The sequence below is a fragment of the Aliiglaciecola sp. genome (assembly GCF_039982535.1).
Taxonomy (GTDB): domain Bacteria; phylum Pseudomonadota; class Gammaproteobacteria; order Enterobacterales; family Alteromonadaceae; genus Aliiglaciecola.
Genome location: NZ_JBDWYG010000027.1, coordinates 22,935 through 43,369, shown reverse-complemented (window position 1 = coordinate 43,369; position 20,435 = coordinate 22,935). Strand labels below are relative to the sequence as shown.

Here is a 20,435-nt window from a genome sequence, read left to right as displayed (position 1 = left end):
AGTCAATTTAATGGACAATACTCCAAATAAAAAAGTCGCCAGAGACGCCTCGATTCTTGATGCCTTGATCCCAATAGTCATCTTAGTTTGTTTGTTATGCTCTTCTGTTTATTGGTACGGAAGTGATTCTTCCTTCGGACCAAATCAAATTGCCCTGATATTCGCCATGTTCATAGCATCGATTATTGGCATCAAAAATGGCTATACCTGGAAGGAGATTGAGGAGGGCATTGTCAATGGCATATCGCTTTCCCTTGGAGCAATCCTAATCTTATTGGCAGTTGGCGCATTAATTGGTTCTTGGATGTTATCAGGTACGGTTCCAACCTTGATTTATTACGGCCTAGAATTGCTCAATCCTTCATTATTTTATACTGCTACCTGTTTAATTTGCTCTGTTGTTGCCATGAGTATTGGCAGTAGTTGGACAACCGCCGCGACTGTTGGTGTTGCCTTAATGGGAGTGGCTAATGGCATGGGAATGTCAGAAGCCATCGCTGCTGGAGCTGTGGTATCTGGCGCGTATTTTGGTGATAAAATTTCACCATTGTCAGAAACCACAAATTTAGCGCCAGCCATTGCTGGTACTAATTTGTTTGAACATATTCAGTACATGTTGTGGACGGTAGTTCCGAGTATCATACTGACGCTAATTATCTTTACAGTTTTAGGTTTTAACTCTAGTCAAGAGTCATCCGCGCAAAGTATTGCAGACATGCAAAATTTGTTAGCGTCTGAATTTAATTTAGGCTTACATTTACTCATTCCGTTGGTTGTTCTACTTATTTTAGCGTTGAAGAAGGTACCTGCCTTTCCAGCGGTATCTATTGGAGCAATTATGGGAGGAATTTGGGCCGCAACATTTCAACCTGAAGTGGTACAAGGTTTTGCCACTGACGGTCGTGACGGAATAGTTGCAAGTATTACTGTTGTGTGGACAGCGCTTTATGCAGGTGTCAGCTTTACAACTGAAAGTGATGTGCTCAACGATTTATTAAGCCGTGGTGGCATGTCCAGTATGCTAAATACAATATGGTTAATCATGTGTGCATTAACCTTTGGTGCTGTGTTGGAGAAAGTTGGGCTATTAAAACGCATAGTAAGTGCCATTTTATTAGGTGCTAAATCTGCGGGTGACATGATTTCTCGAACAATATTAACCTGTTTCGCAACCAATGTGATTACGGCAGATCAGTATATGGCAATTGTAATGCCTGGCCGTATGTATAAAAACGAGTACGAAAAACGTGGATTACATCAATTAAATTTATCCAGAAGCTTAGAAGATGGTGGAACCTTAACCTCTCCATTAATACCGTGGAATACCTGTGGTGCCTATATGGGCGGTGTATTAGGGGTAAGTGCGTTAGATTATCTTTTCTATGCTTTTTTCAATCTCATTAACCCTGTTTTAGCTATTGTGTATGCTTATTTAGGGATTAAAATTCTCAGAGTCCCAATGCCTGCATACGCAGAATCGGTTACCTCTAAAGGTCAGTAAAAGCCTTTAGAGTAATCGGTATTTTTGTCTTCTTAATTAGGTCTAAGTATGTCCGACAATCGTGATATTAAAGCAAAGCGCCGTTTAGATTATCAAGCTCCAGATTTTCTAATTTCAACGGTAGATTTGTCCGTAAAACTTGAAGAGCCAAAAACTCAAATTAAAAGTCAGTTGCGTATCAAACGTAACGGAGATCACCAACAGCCGCTAGTGTTAGATGGTGAAGAGCTAACCTTAATCGATATCAAGTTAAATGGTAATAGCCTGACAAAATATGAACAAACGTCATCCGCTTTAACCATTGAAAATGTGCCAGATGATTTCTATCTTGAAATTTATACAGAACTGGATCCTGCACAGAATAGTTCGTTAGAAGGGCTGTATAAAACCGAAAATGCTTATTGCACCCAATGTGAAGCTGAAGGCTTCCGAAAAATAACCTACTTTATCGACCGGCCCGATGTTCTAGCCGAATATACTGTTACCATTTATGCGGATCAAAAAGCTTATCCCTATCTATTGTCAAACGGTAATAAAATAGACAGTGGTAAATTAGAAGATGGTCGCCACTGGGTAAAATGGCATGACCCATTCAAAAAACCCTGTTATTTATTTGCGTTAGTAGCAGGGGACTTCGATCTGCTAGAAGATCATTATAAAACCACTTCAGGGCGAAAGGTTTTATTACAACTGTTCGTCGACAAAGGTAAGTTAAATCGGGGGCATCATGCTTTAGCATCTCTCAAAAAAGCCATGGCCTGGGATGAACAAGTTTTTGATTTAGAATATGACCTTGATATCTATATGATAGTGGCTGTTGACTTCTTCAACATGGGCGCAATGGAAAATAAAGGGCTAAACGTATTCAACAGTAAATACGTGTTAGCCGATAGTGCCTCAGCAACAGATGAAGACTTTTTCAATATTGAATCAGTCATCGCCCACGAATACTTCCACAATTGGACAGGCAACAGAGTAACTTGTAGAGACTGGTTTCAACTAAGTTTGAAAGAAGGCCTAACGGTATTCCGCGATCAACAATTTAGTGCAGATATGGGCTCACCGGTTGTGAATCGGATTAAAAATGTCAAAGTGATGAGAGAGCATCAATTTGCAGAAGATGCTAGCGCCATGTCACATCCCATTCGTCCCGATGAAGTGATAGAAATGAATAACTTCTACACTGTAACCGTGTATGACAAAGGTGCGGAAGTTATTCGAATGATGCATACCTTACTTGGTCAAGAAGGGTTTAAAAATGGTATCGATTTGTATTTTAAACGTCATGACGGCCAAGCAGTAACTTGCGATGATTTTGTCAGTGCTATGCAAGATGCGAATCAGTTCGATTTATCACAATTTAAACGATGGTATGGACAATCGGGAACGCCTATTGTCAAAGTTAACGAAAGTTTCGATGAACAAAAAGGCGAATATACCCTTGGGTTTGAACAAATAAATAATGCCACAGCTGATCAACTAGAAAAACAAGATTTACATATTCCTATTCGATTGGAATTGATAAATAGTAGTGGTGAAACCTCTGTTGAACTTTTCCATCTTAAACAGTCTCAGCAAACGCTTAAGAAAACAGGGCTTGAACAAAAACCCACGGTTGCACTGTTAACAGACTTTTCTGCTCCCGTTAAACTTGAATTTAATTATTCTGTGGATGCCTTATTAAAAATAGCGTTATCTGCAAAAGACGGTTTTGCTCGCTGGGATACCGCGCAGACACTATTCAGTGAATTTTTACACGGTAAAACACCAGCTAGCTCTAAATTAAGCGTCAATTTTAACGCCATTGATAAATTAGTGGATGGGCTATTGAGCGAAACAAAGGCACCCTGTGATTTGGCTTTGATTGCTGAAATGCTGACTCTACCTAGCATCGAAACCTTAGGGCAACAAGTGTCTCGATATTATGTGATTGAATTAAACCAAGGCAGGAAAGAACTAGAAGTTTATATTGCAGAAACCTTTAGCGACGTCTTTTTAAAGGTCTACCAGTCTACCCAGCAATCTGGTTATGCCTATCAGTCAGAACAGGTGAACAAGCGTAAGTTAAGAAATTTATGTCTATATTACTTGGCTAAAACAGAGCAGGGTAATTCCCTTGTTAGTAAACAATTCGAATCATCCGACAACATGACAGACTCACTAGGCGCACTTAAAGCCGCTCAAGGAGCAGTGCTGCCATGTTTCGAAGATCTAATGAATAAATTTGAACAGAAATGGGCCGATGATCCTCTGGTTTTAGACAAGTGGTTTGCATTGCATGCTAGTTGTGAGATACCCGATATCTTGACCCGCTTAGATTTGCTCATGAGTCATAAACAGTTTAATCATGATAACCCTAACCGAGTAAGATCGGTTATTGGTACTTTTGCGTTTTATAATGCAACGGGCTTTCATGCTATTGATGGTTCAGGTTATAAATACGTAGCAGATTACTTAATGAAGTTGGATGCAAGAAATCCACAGGTTGCTTCACGCATTGTTACGCCATTAACTCAATGGCGAAAAATGGATGACATTCGAGCTGATTTGATGAAGTATCAGTTAACTCGGTTAATTGCTCTACCGAGTTTAAGTAAAGATGTCTTTGAAAAAGTAAGTAAAAGCCTCAGTTATTAACATAATATGCGAACCTATTATTTTAATTTAAACGCTTCTTACGAAATGTGTGAGAAGCTTTATTTGTCTACAAATAACGCCGTTATTCTATACTCAGAAAATGGTGAACGTATTCAACTCCCTACCTTTAATTTACGACCATTTGTTACTAGGCTCGGGTTAAATGGCCGTTTTCGACTTATAATTACTCCTGAAAATAAAGTCTTTTCATTTGAAAAAGTGACCTAATAACTCGCAGTTAGCAATTGTGTGATTTTTAACCTATTGAAAACGGTGGACTTTTACAAATTGTTAACTGGTACGATTTCTTCTTGCTATCGTGTCTAAATGATGTAATCATTTTGTGAATAATTTGATACTAAATAAACGTCGTCTTCATTTTCTGGCGACTAGGGAGAACTAAAATATGAAGTGTGGACCTTTGAAGTTTAAAAAGTCACCGCTTGCACTTAGCATAGCTGCCGTTACTGTTATGACTTCCGCAAATCTATATGCTGCGTCATGGGAAAAAGGGGATTGGTCGATAAACTTTGACTCAAACTTTTCACTTGGAACAAGTATTCGTGTTGAAGAACGTGACTTCTCTCTAATAGGTAACAGCAATCACCCCAACTTTGATTGGAGTAATTACAACGCAGCGACTAATGTCACTTATGCATCATCTGATGTATGGGCAAGCGCAGACGGTGCTTATTCAACCAATGGTGACTTAGGTAACCTTAACTTTGATAAAGGCGAAGCTTTTTCAACAGTTTTTAAGGGAACCCATGAACTAGATATTCGTTATGACAACATGGGCTTTTTTGCTCGTGGTTTGTATTTTTACGATTTCGCATTAAAAGATGGCACAAGAGATTGGGCCAACCCAATTACCGGCCAAATCCAAGATCCTTGTTCCGCGCCGCAAGCGTCTGAGGAACTGTGTTCAGATGTTAGATTGTTAGACGCATTTTTCTATGCTGACTTTGATATTGGTGATGTACCAGTTACTTTGCGTATAGGTGACCAAGTTGTAAGTTGGGGGGAAAGTACTTTCATCCAACACGGTATCAATACAACTAACCCTGTTGATGTTACTCGTGCACTAGCACCTGGTGCTGAGCTAAAAGAAGTTTTCATTCCTGTAGGAATGGTTTTCGCATCTTTTGGGCTAACAGAAAACCTTAGTTTATCCGCCTATTATCAATATGAGTGGGAGCGTAGCAGATTGCCACAAGCTGGTAGTTATTTCGCAACCAATGATTTTGCAGGCGAGGGCGGTCAGGCTCAAAACATTCAATTAGGCTTCTCTGGTAACCCAGATATTAATTTAGACTTCCTACTTGAAAGTTTAAATGGATTACGTTCAGCATTGTTAGCTGGGGCAGACTCTTCAGATATTGCTGCGGCATATTTGGCTTACCCAACTAAAGTAGCAGTTAGAGGATATAGTGACGCTGCTCATACAGATGCAGATGATCAAGGTCAGTACGGTATTAAAATGTCCTATTATTCAAGTGAGTTGAATGATACGGAATTTAGTTTATATCATATTAATTATCATAGTCAGCGTCCGTTAATTTCAGGCACGACTTCCGATTTCACAAGCGCTGGTATTGCCCAAGATATTGCCTTTTTAGCGGCTAATGAAATCACCCGTGACAACATCACCTCGTTAGATGCATTTACTGAAAGTCAATTTATGTATCCCGAAGATATTAAGTTATACGGTTTTAGTTTTAACACCAATGTAGGTGAAACGGCTGTTGCCGGTGAAATTGCTTATCGTGTTGATGAACCGCTACAAATCGATGATGTGGAATTGCTGTATACAGCAATGCCTGAACAACTTGCTAATGCAGGTATTCGTCCAGATTTTGCGGGTATATCGCAAATGGGTAACATCGGACGTTCGGTTGGTCCAGGTGAAACTGCTGAGGGTTTTGTAGTATCAGATACTATGCAGGTGCAATTTACTACCACTCACGTCTTTGGTCCTACTTGGGGCACTGATAACCTAATCTTACTTGGTGAAGTAGGTTATGTGAGTATAGAAGATATGCCAGATCCCAACGTCATTAGATTAAATGGTCCGGGTACATCGAGAACACCTTCTTTAGAGCCTTTACGTGATGAAAGTGGTAATATTATTTCCACTCGAGAAGGTTTACACATAGGTTTGTCTGATGGGCCTGAAACAAACCCATTCCCCACAGATTACGCTTGGGGTTACCGTATTTTGGCAGTAGCCGACTTCAATAATGTGTTTTCTGGTGTAAATCTTAGAACGCGAGCGACATTCTCTCATGATGTTGAGGGGACAACGCCTGATCCATTGTTCTTATTTACAGAAGATGTGAAATCAGCGAACTTAACTTTCGAGTTTGATTATTTAAGCAAATTTTCAGCTGCGGTAGGTTACAGTAGTTACTGGGGTGGCATCGGTAATTCGAATGCACTTTCAGATCGCGACTTTGTATCAGTTAACTTCAAATATTCGATTTAAGAGAAAAACGAAATGATAAAGAATTTAGTAGTAACAACCACTGCTTTGGCATTGGCACTAAGTGTTTCGTTTGCTCATGCGAAAGTATCTCAAGAGCAAGCAGCGAAACTAGGTAATGAACTTACGCCATTAGGCGGAGAAAAAGCAGGTAATGCTGATGGCAGTATCCCAGCTTGGAACGGTGGAATTACAACTCCTCCAGAGGGTTATGAACCTGGTGATTTTCATCCAGACCCATTTCCTGGAGACAAAGTGTTGTTTACCATTAGCGGTAAAAATTACAAAGAATATGCAGACTTCTTAAGTGCAGGGCAAATCAAGCTTTTTGAAACCTATCCTGATACTTATGAAATGCCTATTTACGAAACTCGCCGAACTGCTTCAAACCCACAATATGTGTACGATGCAGCGAAAGCTAATGCTTCTCGTGCTGAATTAGTTCAAGGCGGTAATGGCATCAAAAATGCGGCTGTTGGTGTACCTTTTCCAATTCCACAAACAGGCGTAGAGGCAATTTGGAATCATATTCTACGTTTCCGTGGTGAAGGCATTAAGCGCTACGGTGGTCAAGCAGCCCCTACCGCATCTGGTGATTACACCGTGATAGGTTTTGATGAAATATTATTGGTAGAATACGCCAAACGTGATGCAACCCCTGAAAAGCTACTTGAAAACAACATGCTTATGAAGTTTAAGCAGAAGATAACGTCTCCTGCACGACTCGCTGGAACCGCATTATTAGTTCATGAAACTATGGATCAAGTGCGCGAACCACGCCAAGCTTGGACATACAATACTGGTCAACGCCGTGTTAGACGCGCGCCTAATATTGCTTATGATGCACCAGGTACAGCGTCTGATGGATTGCGCACTACCGATGATTTCGATATGTTTAACGGTGCTCCAGACCGTTACAATTGGGAATTAAAGGGTAAAAAAGAAATGTATGTTGCCTATAACAGCTATGCTTTGCATAGTGATAAGGTAAAATATGAAGAAATACTTACCCCAGGACACATTAATCCAGATTTAACGCGTTATGAAAAACATCGTGTTTGGGTTGTTGAAGCGACTTTAAAAGAAGGCTTCCGCCACGTTTACTCTAAACGCGTATTCTTCATTGATGAAGATAGCTGGCAAGTACAAGTAGTAGATATGTATGATAACCGCGGTGATTTGTACAAAGTAGCCGTTGCTCATGGATTAAATTTCTACGATGTTCCTGCACATTGGTCTACGCTAGATGTATACCATGATCTAAATTCAAGACGTTACTTGGCTCTTGGTTTAGATAACGAAGATAAAGTATATGATTTCTCGGTTAGACCTAGAGAGAAAGAATTTACGGCCCAAGCCCTAAGGCGAGAAGGGATACGCTAACTAGCAAATAACAACGGTTGGCTCTGCCAGCCGTTTTTGTAATTGAAGATGAAAAGAAGAAAATGAATCGAAGTAAAATTTTAACAATTTTGTTTATCAGTTCTTTCAGTGCATTCTCAGCGTCTTCTGAAGAGTCTTATATGGCTCCTTTAGCTAAAGAATCACTATTATTGGACGTGGTAAAAAGCAATCAACAGATAGTCACCGTTGGTGAACGTGGTCATGTTCTAGTTTCAGAAGATGGCGAAAAATGGCAACAACAAGTCATTCCTACCTTATCGACACTCACGGCGGTAACTGCAGTTGATAACCAACTTTGGGCAGTGGGTCACGATGCAGTTATTTTACATCAGCAAGACCAAGGTCAACCATGGGAAATTCAACTGTTCGCTCCTGAATTAGAAAAGCCGTTGTTAGATGTGGCGTTTTTAAATATTAATGAAGGTTTAGCCATAGGCGCTTACGGTACCTTTATGCGTACCCTAAATGGTGGTGAAAGTTGGGATACTGAGGTTCATCTCGGTTTTCTTCATCCTGATGATATTGAATATTTAGAAGAACTGCGCTTAGAGGATGAAGAATTTTATCGTTCTGAATTAGTTTCCATTTTACCTCACCTCAACAAAATTCTAGTTGTTGACGATAGCATTTACGTTGCTGGCGAGTCAGGGTTACTGGCTAAAAGTGACGATAAAGGCGTTACCTGGCAACGAATGGATGTGAATTACTATGGTTCGTTTTTCGATATACAACAATTAGACAATGGTGACTTAGTTGCCGTTGGTTTGCGTGGCAACATATTTAAATTGTCCGCTGAAGATAAAAGATGGGTAGCGATTCAATCTGGCATAACCTCATCGTTAAATATGGTTATGCCCCTGCCAAATTCCCAATATGTAGCCATGGGGAATAGTGGCAATGTAGTTTGTGTTAACGGCAACAACGTCGTAAATGCTCACTTTGATGACGGTAAAGCCATTAATGCAGCAGTTAAACATGAAAATAAAATCCTTTTAGCAACAGCGGAAGGAATAAAAAGCGTTTTGTATAGCGATGACGAATCCGTTTGTGAAGGAATGAATTAAGACTTATGACTAAATTGATTGATTTTTGTGTCAGCATTATTTTTCGAAATCGGATTATTGTTGTTTTATTGTTTGCTTTAACTACCGCTTTTTTGGGCTATCAGTCCTCACAACTTAAGTTAGATGCGGGCTTCACCAAAAATATACCGTTAAACCATGAATACATGGTTAATTATATGAAGCATGCCAAGGACTTTGGTGGTGCTAATAGTATTTTGGTTTCAGTATGTGACAAAGACAGTGATATTTTTAATACTGAATTTTTCGACACTCTGAAAAATGTCCATGACCAGTTGTTTTTTATTAATGGTGTTGAACGCTCCTTAGTTAAATCATTGTTTTCTTCGTCTACGCGTTTTACCGAGATAGTAGAAGGGGGCTTTGCGGGCGGACCAGTTATCCCAGCAGATTTCGATTCAACTAACTCAGATGCATTAGCGTTAGTGTCTCAAAATATTGATAAGGCAGGTATCGTTGGGCAGTTAGTCTCAGATGACTTTAAGTGTGCAATGGTATCCGCTCAGTTACTGAATATTGATCCAAATACTGGGGAGAAGCTTGATACCCTAGTTTTGGCTGATCAGTTGGAACAGCAATTACGTGGCAAGTTTGAAAACGAAAATACCAGTATTCATATAATTGGTTTTGCCAAAATGATCGGCGATGTGGCCAATGGTGCAAAAGACGTATTAACGTTTTTTGCCATTGCGTTAGCCATTACTGCTGTCATGGTTTATTTCTTTTCTAAATCAATCATGCTCACCATTTTGCCACTGTTATGCTCAGTAATAGCTGTTGTATGGCAATTAGGGTTATTAACAATTTTAGGCTTTGGCCTAGATCCTATGTCTATCCTGGTACCGTTTTTAGTCTTTGCCATTGGCGTTAGCCACGGTGTGCAAATGATTAATGCCGTAGGTAAACGAGTCGTCGAAGGCGGCACTTCATTGTTTGCTGCCCAGAGTGCCTTTAGAACCTTGCTTATACCAGGCGGCATTGCATTGTTATCCGACACTGTTGGGTTTATGACGTTGCTGGTAATCGATATTGGTATTATTCGTGAGTTAGCGATAACCGCTAGTTTAGGGGTTGCAGTCATCATTTTAACCAACTTGATACTACTGCCAGTGCTTATGTCCTATGTGAAATTTAGTGATTCATATAAGAATAAGTTTAAAAACAAGGAAAATCGCTCAGACAAGTTTTGGAATACAATTGCTCATTGTTCAACCCCTAAGGTTGCCTATTTAATCTTGTTTGTCACCGCAGTATTATTCGTTTTTGGTTGGATACAATCTTCTAAAATGAAAATTGGTGATCTTCATGCTGGAGCACCCGCTCTGCACGAAAGCAGTCGTTATAACCAAGACACGTTTTTAATCACCGATAAGTACGCCATCAGTGTTGATTACATTTCTATTCTTGTAGAAACAACACCTGAAGCTTGTACATCTTATGAGGTGATGAATGCAATTGATGAATTGCAGTGGAAAATGGGCAACGTAGAGGGAGTCCAATCCACTGTAAGTCTTCCTTCTGTGGCTAAGTTAGTCAACGCGGGTTATAACGAAGGGAATCCTAAATGGCGAGTTATTCCTAGGAATCAACAAACCTTAGTTCAAGCTATTGCGCAAATACCAACGTCCTCTGGTTTGCTAAATACGAATTGTTCTGTCATGCCAATCATCTTGTTTATGGAAGATCACAAAGCTGAAACGATTAAACGTGTCGTCGAAGCGGTGAAATTGTTCAGAGAAAATTACGAAACAGACGATCTCAAATTTAGTTTAGCATCTGGGCCTGTTGGTGTGATGGCTGCTAAAAACGAAGCTGTAGATGATGCACAAAACCCAATGATGTTATATGTGTTTGGAGCCGTTATCATTTTATGCTTACTGAGTTTCCGCTCATTGCGTGCGACTATGTCGGTGGTCATTCCCTTGTATGTGGTTTCCGTGCTCGCCCAAGCGTTAATGACGTTTTTAGAAATAGGCCTGACAGTGTCCACCTTGCCAGTTATCGCCTTAGGGGTAGGTATTGGTGTGGATTATGGTATTTATATTCTGTCTACTATGAATATAAAACTTAAATCGGGCATGCCAGTAAGACAAGCTTACTTTGAAGCGTTAAAAGAAAGAGGTAGTGCTGTTCTGTTTACCGGTATTACGCTAGCTGTTGGTGTGAGTACTTGGGTATTTTCTTCTCTCAAGTTCCAAATGGATATGGGGATACTTCTGACCTTCATGTTCGTGGTCAATATGTTAGGTGCCATAGTGGTATTACCGGCACTAGCCGCAGTTTTCTGGCGAAAACAAAAATAATTTTTGCATAATTATTTGCTTAAACTTCAATGAAAGGGCCATTCGGCCCTTTTTTAATTAGATTCCCTGCATATTTATATTTTTTGTAAATTTATGGTTAATTTAGTCCTTTAAATAGCCGCATTTTTTAGCGAAAATAGTCCAACTAAATTATCAAAAACTGTATATATCTCAGCATTTTGACTAATCTAAATAGAACTTACTTATTGTGTTAAGAAAAAATTAGCACATTTATCAAAACAAGGTAATAAAATGACGGTTGCGAATAGCCAACATTCAGTACTGCTAGAAAATGTATTTAAACTAATTAATAAAAAACTCGATAAATCCAATGCCGCATTGGTTGAACAATTTTCTCGTCTGTTATTTAAGAACATTTCTATCGATGATCTAGAAAATCGAAATGACAGTGACTTATATGGTGCAACGCTAAGTCTATGGAACGAGTTTGTTAAATATGACGGTCAACAACCCAAAATTCGCGTGTTTAATCCAGAGATATCGAAACACGGCTGGCAATCTTCCCACACTATAGTGGAGATCATTGTTAGAGATATGCCGTTTTTAGTTGATTCAGTCAGAATGACACTAAACCGTCTGAACATTACTTCACATCTATTATTACACAGCCCGATTAGCTTGAAGCGTAATGATAAAGCCGAAGTCGACACGTTTTTAAGCAGTAAAAGTCGAGTTAAACAAAAACTTCGTGAAACCGTTTTTTTAATCGAAGTGGATAGACAGGTAACGAAACAAGCGCTGAATAAACTAACCAGTGAATTATTATCTGTGGTAGATGAAGTGTCTTTAGCCGTTTCTGACTGGCAAGCGATGAGTGATAAGTTGGCCAATATTATTGAACAGTTTCCGTCTACCAATTGTCCAGTAAGCAAAGAACAACAAACTCAGGCTGTAGCATTTTTAACTTGGTTGAATGATCACAACTTTACCCTTATGGGCTATCGTTATTACGATGTGAATGCCATTGAAGGGGATCATCGCTGGACACCTAAAAATGAAACTAGCTTAGGTTTGATGAAAAACTCTATTAGCGATCGCGATAGAATTTTATCGAATATGCCTCAATCAGCACAAAAAGAAGCCCTAAGTAAAAACCCACTTATTCTCACTAAAACAAATAGTCGAGCTAGAGTGAGTCGTCCTGCTTATATGGATTACGTAGGAATTAAATGCTTCGATAAAGATGGTAACGTAATTGGAGAGCACCGCTTTCTAGGTTTATATGCAGCCTCATTTTACAATAGCAGCGCCACCCAGCTTCCGGTCTTAGAGAAAAAGATCGAACGTATTTGTGAATATTCTGGTTTTGATAAAAACTCTCATGCATATAAAGCATTCGTCAACATTATCGAAACCTATCCCCGTGATGAGTTGCTGCAAGGTGATGATGAAGAGTTAGGAAATATCATTTTAGGTATTTTTCAAATGCAAGAGCGCGGGATATCCAAGTTATTTGTCCGTAAAGATGCATTTGGTCGATTTATTAGTTGTATGGTTTATGTGCCAAGGGAGCGTTATAACACTCAACTACGTAAAGAGACCCAAGAATTATTACAAAAGTCCTTTAACAGTACAGAACAAGTAGAGTTTACGACTTATTTTTCAGAGTCAGTTTATGCGCGAACTCACTATATTGCTCGAGTGAAAGATAATAATGCGGAATTTAATGTGAAGGAAATTGAAAAGAATATTATAGAGCTGACCAAAAGTTGGAACGACAGGTTAGCAGCATCTATTAGCGCGACATATGGTGAGGCTGCCGGAAAAGCAATTGAGCAGAAATATGGCAATGGCTTTTCTCGAAGCTATACAGAGCAAAATCTACCCAGCGTTGCCTTAGTTGATATTAGTAAACTAGAGCAACTAACAGAATCCCATACTCTGGACATGCTGTTCTATCGACCTCAAGAAGAAGGTTATGATTCTAAGGCCGTTAAGTTAAAACTGTTTCATCGCAAAGAGCCCATTCACTTATCTGCTGTTCTGCCCATGCTTGAACATTTTGGGTTGCGCGTTATAGATGAGAGTCCGTATAAAATTACCTGTCAAAATGGTGATGTACACTGGATCATGGATTTCTCCATGTTGCACAGCAATAGCCAAAATTTGGACATGGAAGCCGCACAAGCTCTATTTCAAGATGCTTTTGCCAAAGTCTGGCATAACACCTTAGAAGATGACCCGTTCAACCGTTTAGTGTTGGGGGCAGGGTTAACAGGTCGAAACGTCACTATTTTACGTGCCTACGCTAAGTACATGCGCCAAACTGGCAGCTCCTTTAGTTTGACCTACATGGCAAATACACTGGCTAATTATCCAAATATTGCCAAAAGATTGATTGAATTATTTGCTAATCGTTTTGACCCCAGTAAAAAACGAAGTGATAAGAAAAACGAAAGCATCTTAAGTGACATTAAAGAACGTTTAGATCAAGTCTCTAATTTGGACGATGATAGAATTATCCGTCGTTATTTAGATATGATTTTGGCTACGTTACGTACCAACTTCTATCAGCCAGACGAAGAGGGCAATGAAAAACCTTATATGTCCTTCAAGTTATTGCCTGAATTAATCCCTGACATGCCACTTCCTTTACCCAAATATGAAATATTTGTGTACTCACCACGAATTGAAGGTGTGCATTTACGTGGTGGTAAAGTTGCTCGCGGTGGATTACGTTGGTCTGATAGACGTGAAGATTTTAGAACAGAAGTACTAGGATTAGTTAAAGCCCAACAGGTTAAAAATACCGTAATTGTACCAGTTGGTGCCAAGGGTGGATTTGTTTGCAAAAACTTACCCATAGACCAAGGCAGAGAAGCAATACAAAAAGAAGGGCAAGCTTGTTACCGAATCTTTATTCGTAGCCTTTTGGATATAACTGATAATATTATCGATGGTGAAGTTGTTCCTCCTAAACATGTGGTTAGAATTGATGAAGATGACCCGTATTTAGTGGTTGCAGCAGATAAAGGCACAGCAACTTTCTCTGATATAGCAAATAGTATTTCCGATGACTTTAACTTCTGGTTAGGGGATGCTTTCGCCTCTGGCGGCAGTATAGGTTATGACCATAAGAAAATGGGCATTACAGCCCGTGGAGCTTGGGAGTCGGTCAAACGCCACTTCCGTGAAATAGGTATAGATTGTCAAACCACCGATTTCACCTGTGTGGCAGTAGGTGATATGGCCGGTGATGTATTTGGAAACGGCATGCTATTGTCAGAGCACACACGCTTAATTTGTGCATTTAACCATTTGCATATTTTCTTTGACCCTAATCCGAATACTGAAAAAAGTTATATAGAAAGACAACGTTTGTTTGAAAACCCATCGTTAACCTGGGATGACTACGATAAATCACTCATCTCTAAAGGTGGCGGTATCTTTAGTCGTGCATCTAAGTCGATAAAACTTACCAATGAAATGAAAAAATGGTTAGGCACGACTCAAACTGCTATGACGCCTAACGAACTCATTCACAACGCCTTAAAAATGCAGGTCGATTTGATTTGGAACGGTGGAATAGGGACTTATGTTAAAGGGACCAAAGAAACCCATAGTGAAGTTGGTGATCGCGCCAACGACGATACTCGTGTAAATGGTAAGGACGTACGCGCCAAAATTATTGGTGAGGGCGGTAACTTAGGTTTAACACAGTTAGGTCGGATTGAATATGCATCTCAAGGTGGTCGAGTTAATACTGACTTTATTGATAACGTTGGCGGTGTAGATTGCTCAGATAATGAAGTTAATATCAAAATCTTACTTAACGCCTTAGTCAGAGCGGGTGATCTAACTAACAAACAACGTAACGAATTATTGTATTCAATGACCGATGACGTTGCAGATTTAGTGATTCAGGATTGTTATCGTCAAACTCAATCTATATCCATTACTGAATTTGGCGGTCCAACACTGCTTAAAGAACAATTGCGCTTTATTCACGGATTGGAAAGAGAGGGGGCGTTAAATCGCGAGCTTGAATTTATTCCATCTGACGACGAGCTTTCCGATCGACAAGCACTCGGCAAAGGATTGACCCGGCCAGAGCTGTCGGTAATGATCGCTTACGGTAAAATGGTATTAAAAGAGAAACTCAATATTGAGCAGATCACTAATAATCCATTTTATGCTCAATTGTTGGTAGGTGCATTTCCGAAACAATTGCAGGAACGATTTGTTCCTCAAATGGAATTTCATCCGTTACGTGCAGAGATTATTGCCACTAAATTAACTAATAATATGGTTAACGATATGGGCCTTAACTTTGTGTTTCGTATGCAAGAAGAAACCGGAGCGGCGGTTGAAGAAGTGGCAACGGCTTATTCTGTTGTTAAAGCCGTATTTGGTATCGATTCTTTATGGCAAGAAATTGAAAGTTTAGATAATAAAGTATCAGCTAAAATCCAATTAGGAATGTTAGATTTGATGCGCCGCACCATGCGCAGAGCATCACGCTGGTTCCTACGCCATGGTGAAAAGAACTTGTCGATTAACGAGTCGATTGATTTGTATGTTTCCACCTTCAAAACCTTAAGTGAGAATTTAGAAAATTACTTAGTTGATACCGAATATAGTCAATTAGAAAAATCGACTTCTGATTATGTTGCTGAAGGCGTACCTAAAAACATTGCGTACAAGGTTGCCAGTTTAAGTAATATGTTCTGCGCCTTAGATTTAGCGCAAATGATTAAGTCGGAAAACAGAAAGCTAGATGTAGCCGCAAGTTTATATTTCAATTTAGGTTCGAAGTTACAACTACATTGGTTCTTGGATCAAATTAATAATCAGACCGTAAGCAACCATTGGCAAGCGCTAGCAAGAGCGTCATATCGCGAAGAGTTAGATTGGCAGCAACGTTCTCTCACCACTGTATTATTATCTGGTGCACCAGATAATAATGATCCAGAAGAAATTTTGGAAAAATGGATGGACAACAATACCATATTGCTAGAACGCTGGTATCATATGATGTCTGAATTCAAAACCAGTAACTCACATGAGTTTGCTAAATTCTCTGTTGCGTTACGAGAATTAATGTTGCTTAGTATCAATGCGAGCAGTTAGTGGAATGTTAGTAAGCTAATATTCAATTGTTTTTAACCATAAAAGCCCTGCTAATTCAGGGCTTTTTGTTGAGGTCCTTTTTATATGTATCCACTTGTGCAAAAAGCACTATTCCAGTGTGACCCTGAATGGAGTCACGACTTCACATTAGATTATTTAAAACGTACTCAACACAATTTATTAAAGCTTACCTATCAACAAAGCATTGCCGACCATCCTGTTCAATGTTTAGGTTTAACCTTTAAAAATCCCCTTGGCTTGGCCGCAGGCTTAGATAAAAATGGCGAATGTATCGATGCTTTTTCAGCCATGGGATTCGGCTTTATTGAAGTGGGCACGGTTACACCATTAGCACAACCAGGTAACGATAAACCAAGGATGTTTAGATTACCGGATGCCAAAGCAATCATTAACCGCATGGGATTTAATAACAAAGGCGTAGATTACTTGGTTGAGCAAGTTAAGCAGTCTCAGTATGACGGCATACTGGGCATTAATATCGGCAAAAACAAACAAACAGAAGAGCAAAATGCCCTTGATGACTATCTAATATGTTTGAAAAAAGTCTACGCTTATGCTGATTATGTAACGGTAAATATTTCATCTCCAAATACGCCAGGCTTAAGATCTTTGCAGTATGGTGAGGCTCTAGAGCACTTACTTTTCGGTTTAAAGAATGAACAGAAACAGTTAGCACAACTGCACGGTAAATATGTTCCTTTGGTGGTTAAAATAGCGCCAGATTTAACGGATGAAGAAGTAAAAGGTATTGCTGAGTCTTTACTAAAAACAGAAATTGATGGCGTTATTGCCACTAATACCACTCTCGATCGCAGTGCAGTTGAAGGTTTGCGTTATGCTAAAGAGGCTGGCGGGTTAAGTGGTGAGGTATTGACCAATAAAAGCTTACATATCACTAAACTTTTGGCTCAGTATTTAGGTGGTGCGTTACCGATAATTGGGGTAGGAGGTATCCATTCTAGTGCTACGGCCAACGAAAGATTAAATGCAGGAGCAAGTTTAGTTCAAATATATTCCAGTTTTATATATCAAGGACCACCATTAATAAAACAAATAGTGAAAGGATTAGAATAAGTTTGTGGTTATGATAAATTTAGATTAATTGTTTCGACTTAAGAGCGTAATCTATGTTGTTGCCATCAGGTCACTGGAAGTGGTTTATAGATAAACAATCGCATTTTTTGATGATTGAAATGGACGCTGGGCTATCCTTCCAAACGGCTTACTTAGATTCTCAGTTAAAATTAATTCCTGAGAATCTATACTTTCAAATTCAACATTCGCAATCTTTTATTGAATCTCTTGAAGCCATTAATCATTCAAATGTTCCGTTCGAAAGCAGCGTCAAAACGCAAATTGCATTGAATGCTACTGCGGCTAAATGTTTTCATAAGCCGGTTCTAAACAAAAGCTGGTTATATACTAAAAACGCGGTTAGTTTGCATGGCGACGAACAACAACTTGCTTGGTTAACTAGTCATGACGAAAGCTACCTTATGCTTACACTAGAACAACAAGGTAGTTCTGTACTGTGTTTAAACCTATCAGAAGAGTTTAAAACCTCAGATAATAAAGTACATCCTCAGTTTTCTTTGATTAACGTGTTGTCTGATCGACTAATGAGTTTAGAGCAACTAGAAGACGATGACGACCAAGGGTTAGAAAATCAATCTCACTTTTGAGCGTCATTGCAGATTTAGTTTTATATAAATTTAAAGGGCTAATCAATAATACCCCTTATACCCACAGTCGTTATCCCGTATAATCGCCGAGATTTTATTTTCTGGTACAAACATGTTTGAAATTCTAGTTACAACCTCAAGGGGACTTGACGGGCTACTACTTGACGAGTTGACGTCATTATTACCCAATTGCAGTTTAAAAATGCGACCTGGACAGGTGTATTTTAGTGGCGATCTTAAAGACGCTTACCAAGTTTGCCTTTGGTCCCGATTAGCTAATCGGGTGCTTGTGCAATTAGCAGAAGGCAAAATTGATACTGCAGAGGAGCTATACGATATTGTGGCAACTGTTCCTTGGCAGGATCATTTTCAGGTCTCCAACACCTTTGTGGTTGATTTTGTGGGAACCAATAGAACGATTAATAACACCCAATTTGGTGCCCTAAAGGTAAAAGATGCCATTGTTGATACCTTTACCCACCATTTTGATGAACGGCCTTCAATTAGCAAAGTTCAACCAGATATCCGAATTCATGCAAGAGTACGCAGAGAAAACTTTGCGGTTTATGTAGATATTTCAGGGCGTAGTTTGCACCAACGCCATTATCGCCAAAATACCGGGCAAGCGCCTCTAAAAGAACATCTAGCCTGCGCTATGTTATTGCGAAGTGGTTGGAACAATGAGCGCACTAAACCGCTCTTCGATCCAATGTGTGGTTCCGGTACCATTGCCATTGAAGCCGCCTTGATGGCCTGTAATATTGCTCCAGGTATAGGCCGGCAACAATGGGGATTTAGCAATTGGAAATTACACCAAGCTGATCTTTGGGATACGTTGGTAGATGAAGCTCAAGATGCACAGGTGCAGCCAGTTGCAAAAATCTATGCTAATGACCTAGATAGAAGAGTACTCAATACCGCCAAACAAAATGCCGACTCGGCGAGAATGTTAGAGCACATAACCTTTTTTAATTCTGATGCCACTAAATTGCAGGTGGATTGTGAAGCTGGGTACATAGTCTCTAACCCACCTTATGGTGAACGTTTAAATGAACTCACCGAACTACTGCCCGTATTTCAATCTTGGGGGGAACATTTAAAACAACACTTCCAAGGTTGGCGAGTGAGTTTACTCACCGCAAATCGAGATTTATTCAAACAACTGAAGTTGGTAGCTAACAAAGACTACAAACTAATGAATGGCGCAATTGAGTGCCAGTTAGTTAACTATGTTTTGGATGAAAAAAATTGCATCGTAAAACAAGCAATAAAACCCGATTCTGATTTTGCCAATAGACTGGCTAAAAACATTAAATCTTTGTCTCGTTGGTTAAAAAAGCAAAATACCAATTGTTACCGATTGTATGACGCTGATTTGCCTGAATATAACGTAGCAATTGACCGTTATGGCGACTGGTTAGTCGTGCAAGAGTATGCTGCACCTAAAGATATACCAGAACAAAAGACCCGTAAGCGCTTGCACGATGTGCTGCTGGCACTACCTGGTGTTACTGGTGTGGATTCAGCACAAATCGTGGTAAAAACCCGCCAGAAACAAAAGGGTAGTGAGCAATACCAAAAAGTAGCTGAAAAGAAAGTCACCTTAGAAGTCTATGAAAATGGCGCTAAGTTCTTAGTTAATCTATCTGATTACCTTGATACTGGTTTGTTTTTGGATCACCGGATTACTCGAGAAATTATTCAGCAACGATCTCGCAATAAAGATGTATTGAATCTATTTGCTTATACGGGAAGTGTTTCTGTGCACGCTGGATTAGGCGGAGCTAAGTCAGTGACAACCGTTGATATGTCAAAAACCTACATAAACTGGGCGAAACAGAATGTTCAATTGAACAACATTCAATGTGCCAACCAGTTTATCCAAGCAGACTGTATTAATTGGTTAGCGGACCATGAACACACCTACGATTTAATTTTCATTGATCCCCCTTCATTTTCTAATTCAAAACGTATGGATTCAACATGGGATGTGCAACGTGATTATCTACAACTCATTGAACATGCGTATAATCGTCTGAATGTAAATGGAGAAATAATTTTCTCTAATAATTTGCGCAGTTTTAAGTTAGATAATAACGCAGTCAACGATTTAGGTTTATCTGTAGAGAATATAAGTCAAAAGACATTACCTGAAGATTTCAAACGTAACCCTAAAATCCACCACTGCTGGATATTGACGAAACACGCTTAAAATAACGAGAAAATAACTTA

General features: G+C 39.4%; 11 protein-coding genes. All 11 read left to right on the top strand.

What is annotated here, in order from left to right; genetic code table 11:
- Window positions 1-10 precede the first annotated feature (10 nt).
- The 11 genes from nhaC (at window position 11) to rlmKL (ending at window position 20,415) form a co-directional block, all read left to right on the top strand.
- Entirely contained in the window at window positions 11-1,501 is a 1,491-nt protein-coding gene (gene nhaC / locus ABJV04_RS06090; RefSeq protein WP_348490420.1) for a Na+/H+ antiporter NhaC, read from the top strand.
- Window positions 1,502-1,549: 48 nt separating this feature from the next.
- Entirely contained in the window at window positions 1,550-4,138 is a 2,589-nt protein-coding gene (gene pepN / locus ABJV04_RS06085) for an aminopeptidase N (RefSeq protein WP_348490419.1), read from the top strand.
- Window positions 4,139-4,144: 6 nt separating this feature from the next.
- Window positions 4,145-4,366 carry a DUF2835 family protein gene (locus ABJV04_RS06080; protein WP_348490418.1) on the top strand — a complete coding sequence of 74 codons (222 nt, stop codon included), beginning with the start codon at window positions 4,145-4,147 and terminating at the stop codon, window positions 4,364-4,366.
- Window positions 4,367-4,544: 178 nt separating this feature from the next.
- On the top strand, window positions 4,545-6,623 hold the full coding sequence (locus ABJV04_RS06075) for a DUF1302 domain-containing protein (protein ID WP_348490417.1): 2,079 nt from the start codon (window positions 4,545-4,547) through the stop codon (window positions 6,621-6,623).
- Window positions 6,624-6,635: 12 nt separating this feature from the next.
- On the top strand, window positions 6,636-8,003 hold the full coding sequence (locus ABJV04_RS06070; protein ID WP_348490416.1) for a DUF1329 domain-containing protein: 1,368 nt from the start codon (window positions 6,636-6,638) through the stop codon (window positions 8,001-8,003).
- Window positions 8,004-8,065: 62 nt separating this feature from the next.
- Entirely contained in the window at window positions 8,066-9,088 is a 1,023-nt protein-coding gene (locus tag ABJV04_RS06065) for a YCF48-related protein (protein WP_348490415.1), read from the top strand.
- Between the two features lie 5 nt (window positions 9,089-9,093).
- A complete protein-coding gene (locus ABJV04_RS06060; RefSeq protein ID WP_348490414.1) occupies window positions 9,094-11,409 on the top strand; it encodes an MMPL family transporter in 2,316 nt (771 codons plus the stop codon).
- A 252-nt stretch (window positions 11,410-11,661) separates the two neighbouring features.
- Window positions 11,662-16,500: an NAD-glutamate dehydrogenase gene (locus ABJV04_RS06055; protein ID WP_348490413.1), complete on the top strand. Its 4,839-nt coding sequence runs from the start codon at window positions 11,662-11,664 to the stop codon at window positions 16,498-16,500.
- 84 nt (window positions 16,501-16,584) lie between these two features.
- The gene (pyrD, locus tag ABJV04_RS06050; RefSeq protein WP_348490412.1) at window positions 16,585-17,595 is read left to right on the top strand and encodes a quinone-dependent dihydroorotate dehydrogenase; all 1,011 of its coding nucleotides are present in this window, start codon (window positions 16,585-16,587) and stop codon (window positions 17,593-17,595) included.
- 53 nt (window positions 17,596-17,648) lie between these two features.
- Window positions 17,649-18,203 carry a cell division protein ZapC domain-containing protein gene (locus ABJV04_RS06045; RefSeq protein ID WP_348490411.1) on the top strand — a complete coding sequence of 185 codons (555 nt, stop codon included), beginning with the start codon at window positions 17,649-17,651 and terminating at the stop codon, window positions 18,201-18,203.
- Window positions 18,204-18,315: 112 nt separating this feature from the next.
- On the top strand, window positions 18,316-20,415 hold the full coding sequence (rlmKL, locus tag ABJV04_RS06040; RefSeq protein WP_348490410.1) for a bifunctional 23S rRNA (guanine(2069)-N(7))-methyltransferase RlmK/23S rRNA (guanine(2445)-N(2))-methyltransferase RlmL: 2,100 nt from the start codon (window positions 18,316-18,318) through the stop codon (window positions 20,413-20,415).
- Window positions 20,416-20,435 lie beyond the last annotated feature (20 nt).

Coding starts and splice junctions, on each gene's coding strand:
- nhaC (WP_348490420.1), top strand. CDS start 11: ATGGACAATACTCCAAATAAAAAAGTCGCCAGAGACGCCTCGATTCTT.
- pepN (WP_348490419.1), top strand. CDS start 1,550: ATGTCCGACAATCGTGATATTAAAGCAAAGCGCCGTTTAGATTATCAA.
- ABJV04_RS06080 (WP_348490418.1), top strand. CDS start 4,145: ATGCGAACCTATTATTTTAATTTAAACGCTTCTTACGAAATGTGTGAG.
- ABJV04_RS06075 (WP_348490417.1), top strand. CDS start 4,545: ATGAAGTGTGGACCTTTGAAGTTTAAAAAGTCACCGCTTGCACTTAGC.
- ABJV04_RS06070 (WP_348490416.1), top strand. CDS start 6,636: ATGATAAAGAATTTAGTAGTAACAACCACTGCTTTGGCATTGGCACTA.
- ABJV04_RS06065 (WP_348490415.1), top strand. CDS start 8,066: ATGAATCGAAGTAAAATTTTAACAATTTTGTTTATCAGTTCTTTCAGT.
- ABJV04_RS06060 (WP_348490414.1), top strand. CDS start 9,094: ATGACTAAATTGATTGATTTTTGTGTCAGCATTATTTTTCGAAATCGG.
- ABJV04_RS06055 (WP_348490413.1), top strand. CDS start 11,662: ATGACGGTTGCGAATAGCCAACATTCAGTACTGCTAGAAAATGTATTT.
- pyrD (WP_348490412.1), top strand. CDS start 16,585: ATGTATCCACTTGTGCAAAAAGCACTATTCCAGTGTGACCCTGAATGG.
- ABJV04_RS06045 (WP_348490411.1), top strand. CDS start 17,649: ATGTTGTTGCCATCAGGTCACTGGAAGTGGTTTATAGATAAACAATCG.
- rlmKL (WP_348490410.1), top strand. CDS start 18,316: ATGTTTGAAATTCTAGTTACAACCTCAAGGGGACTTGACGGGCTACTA.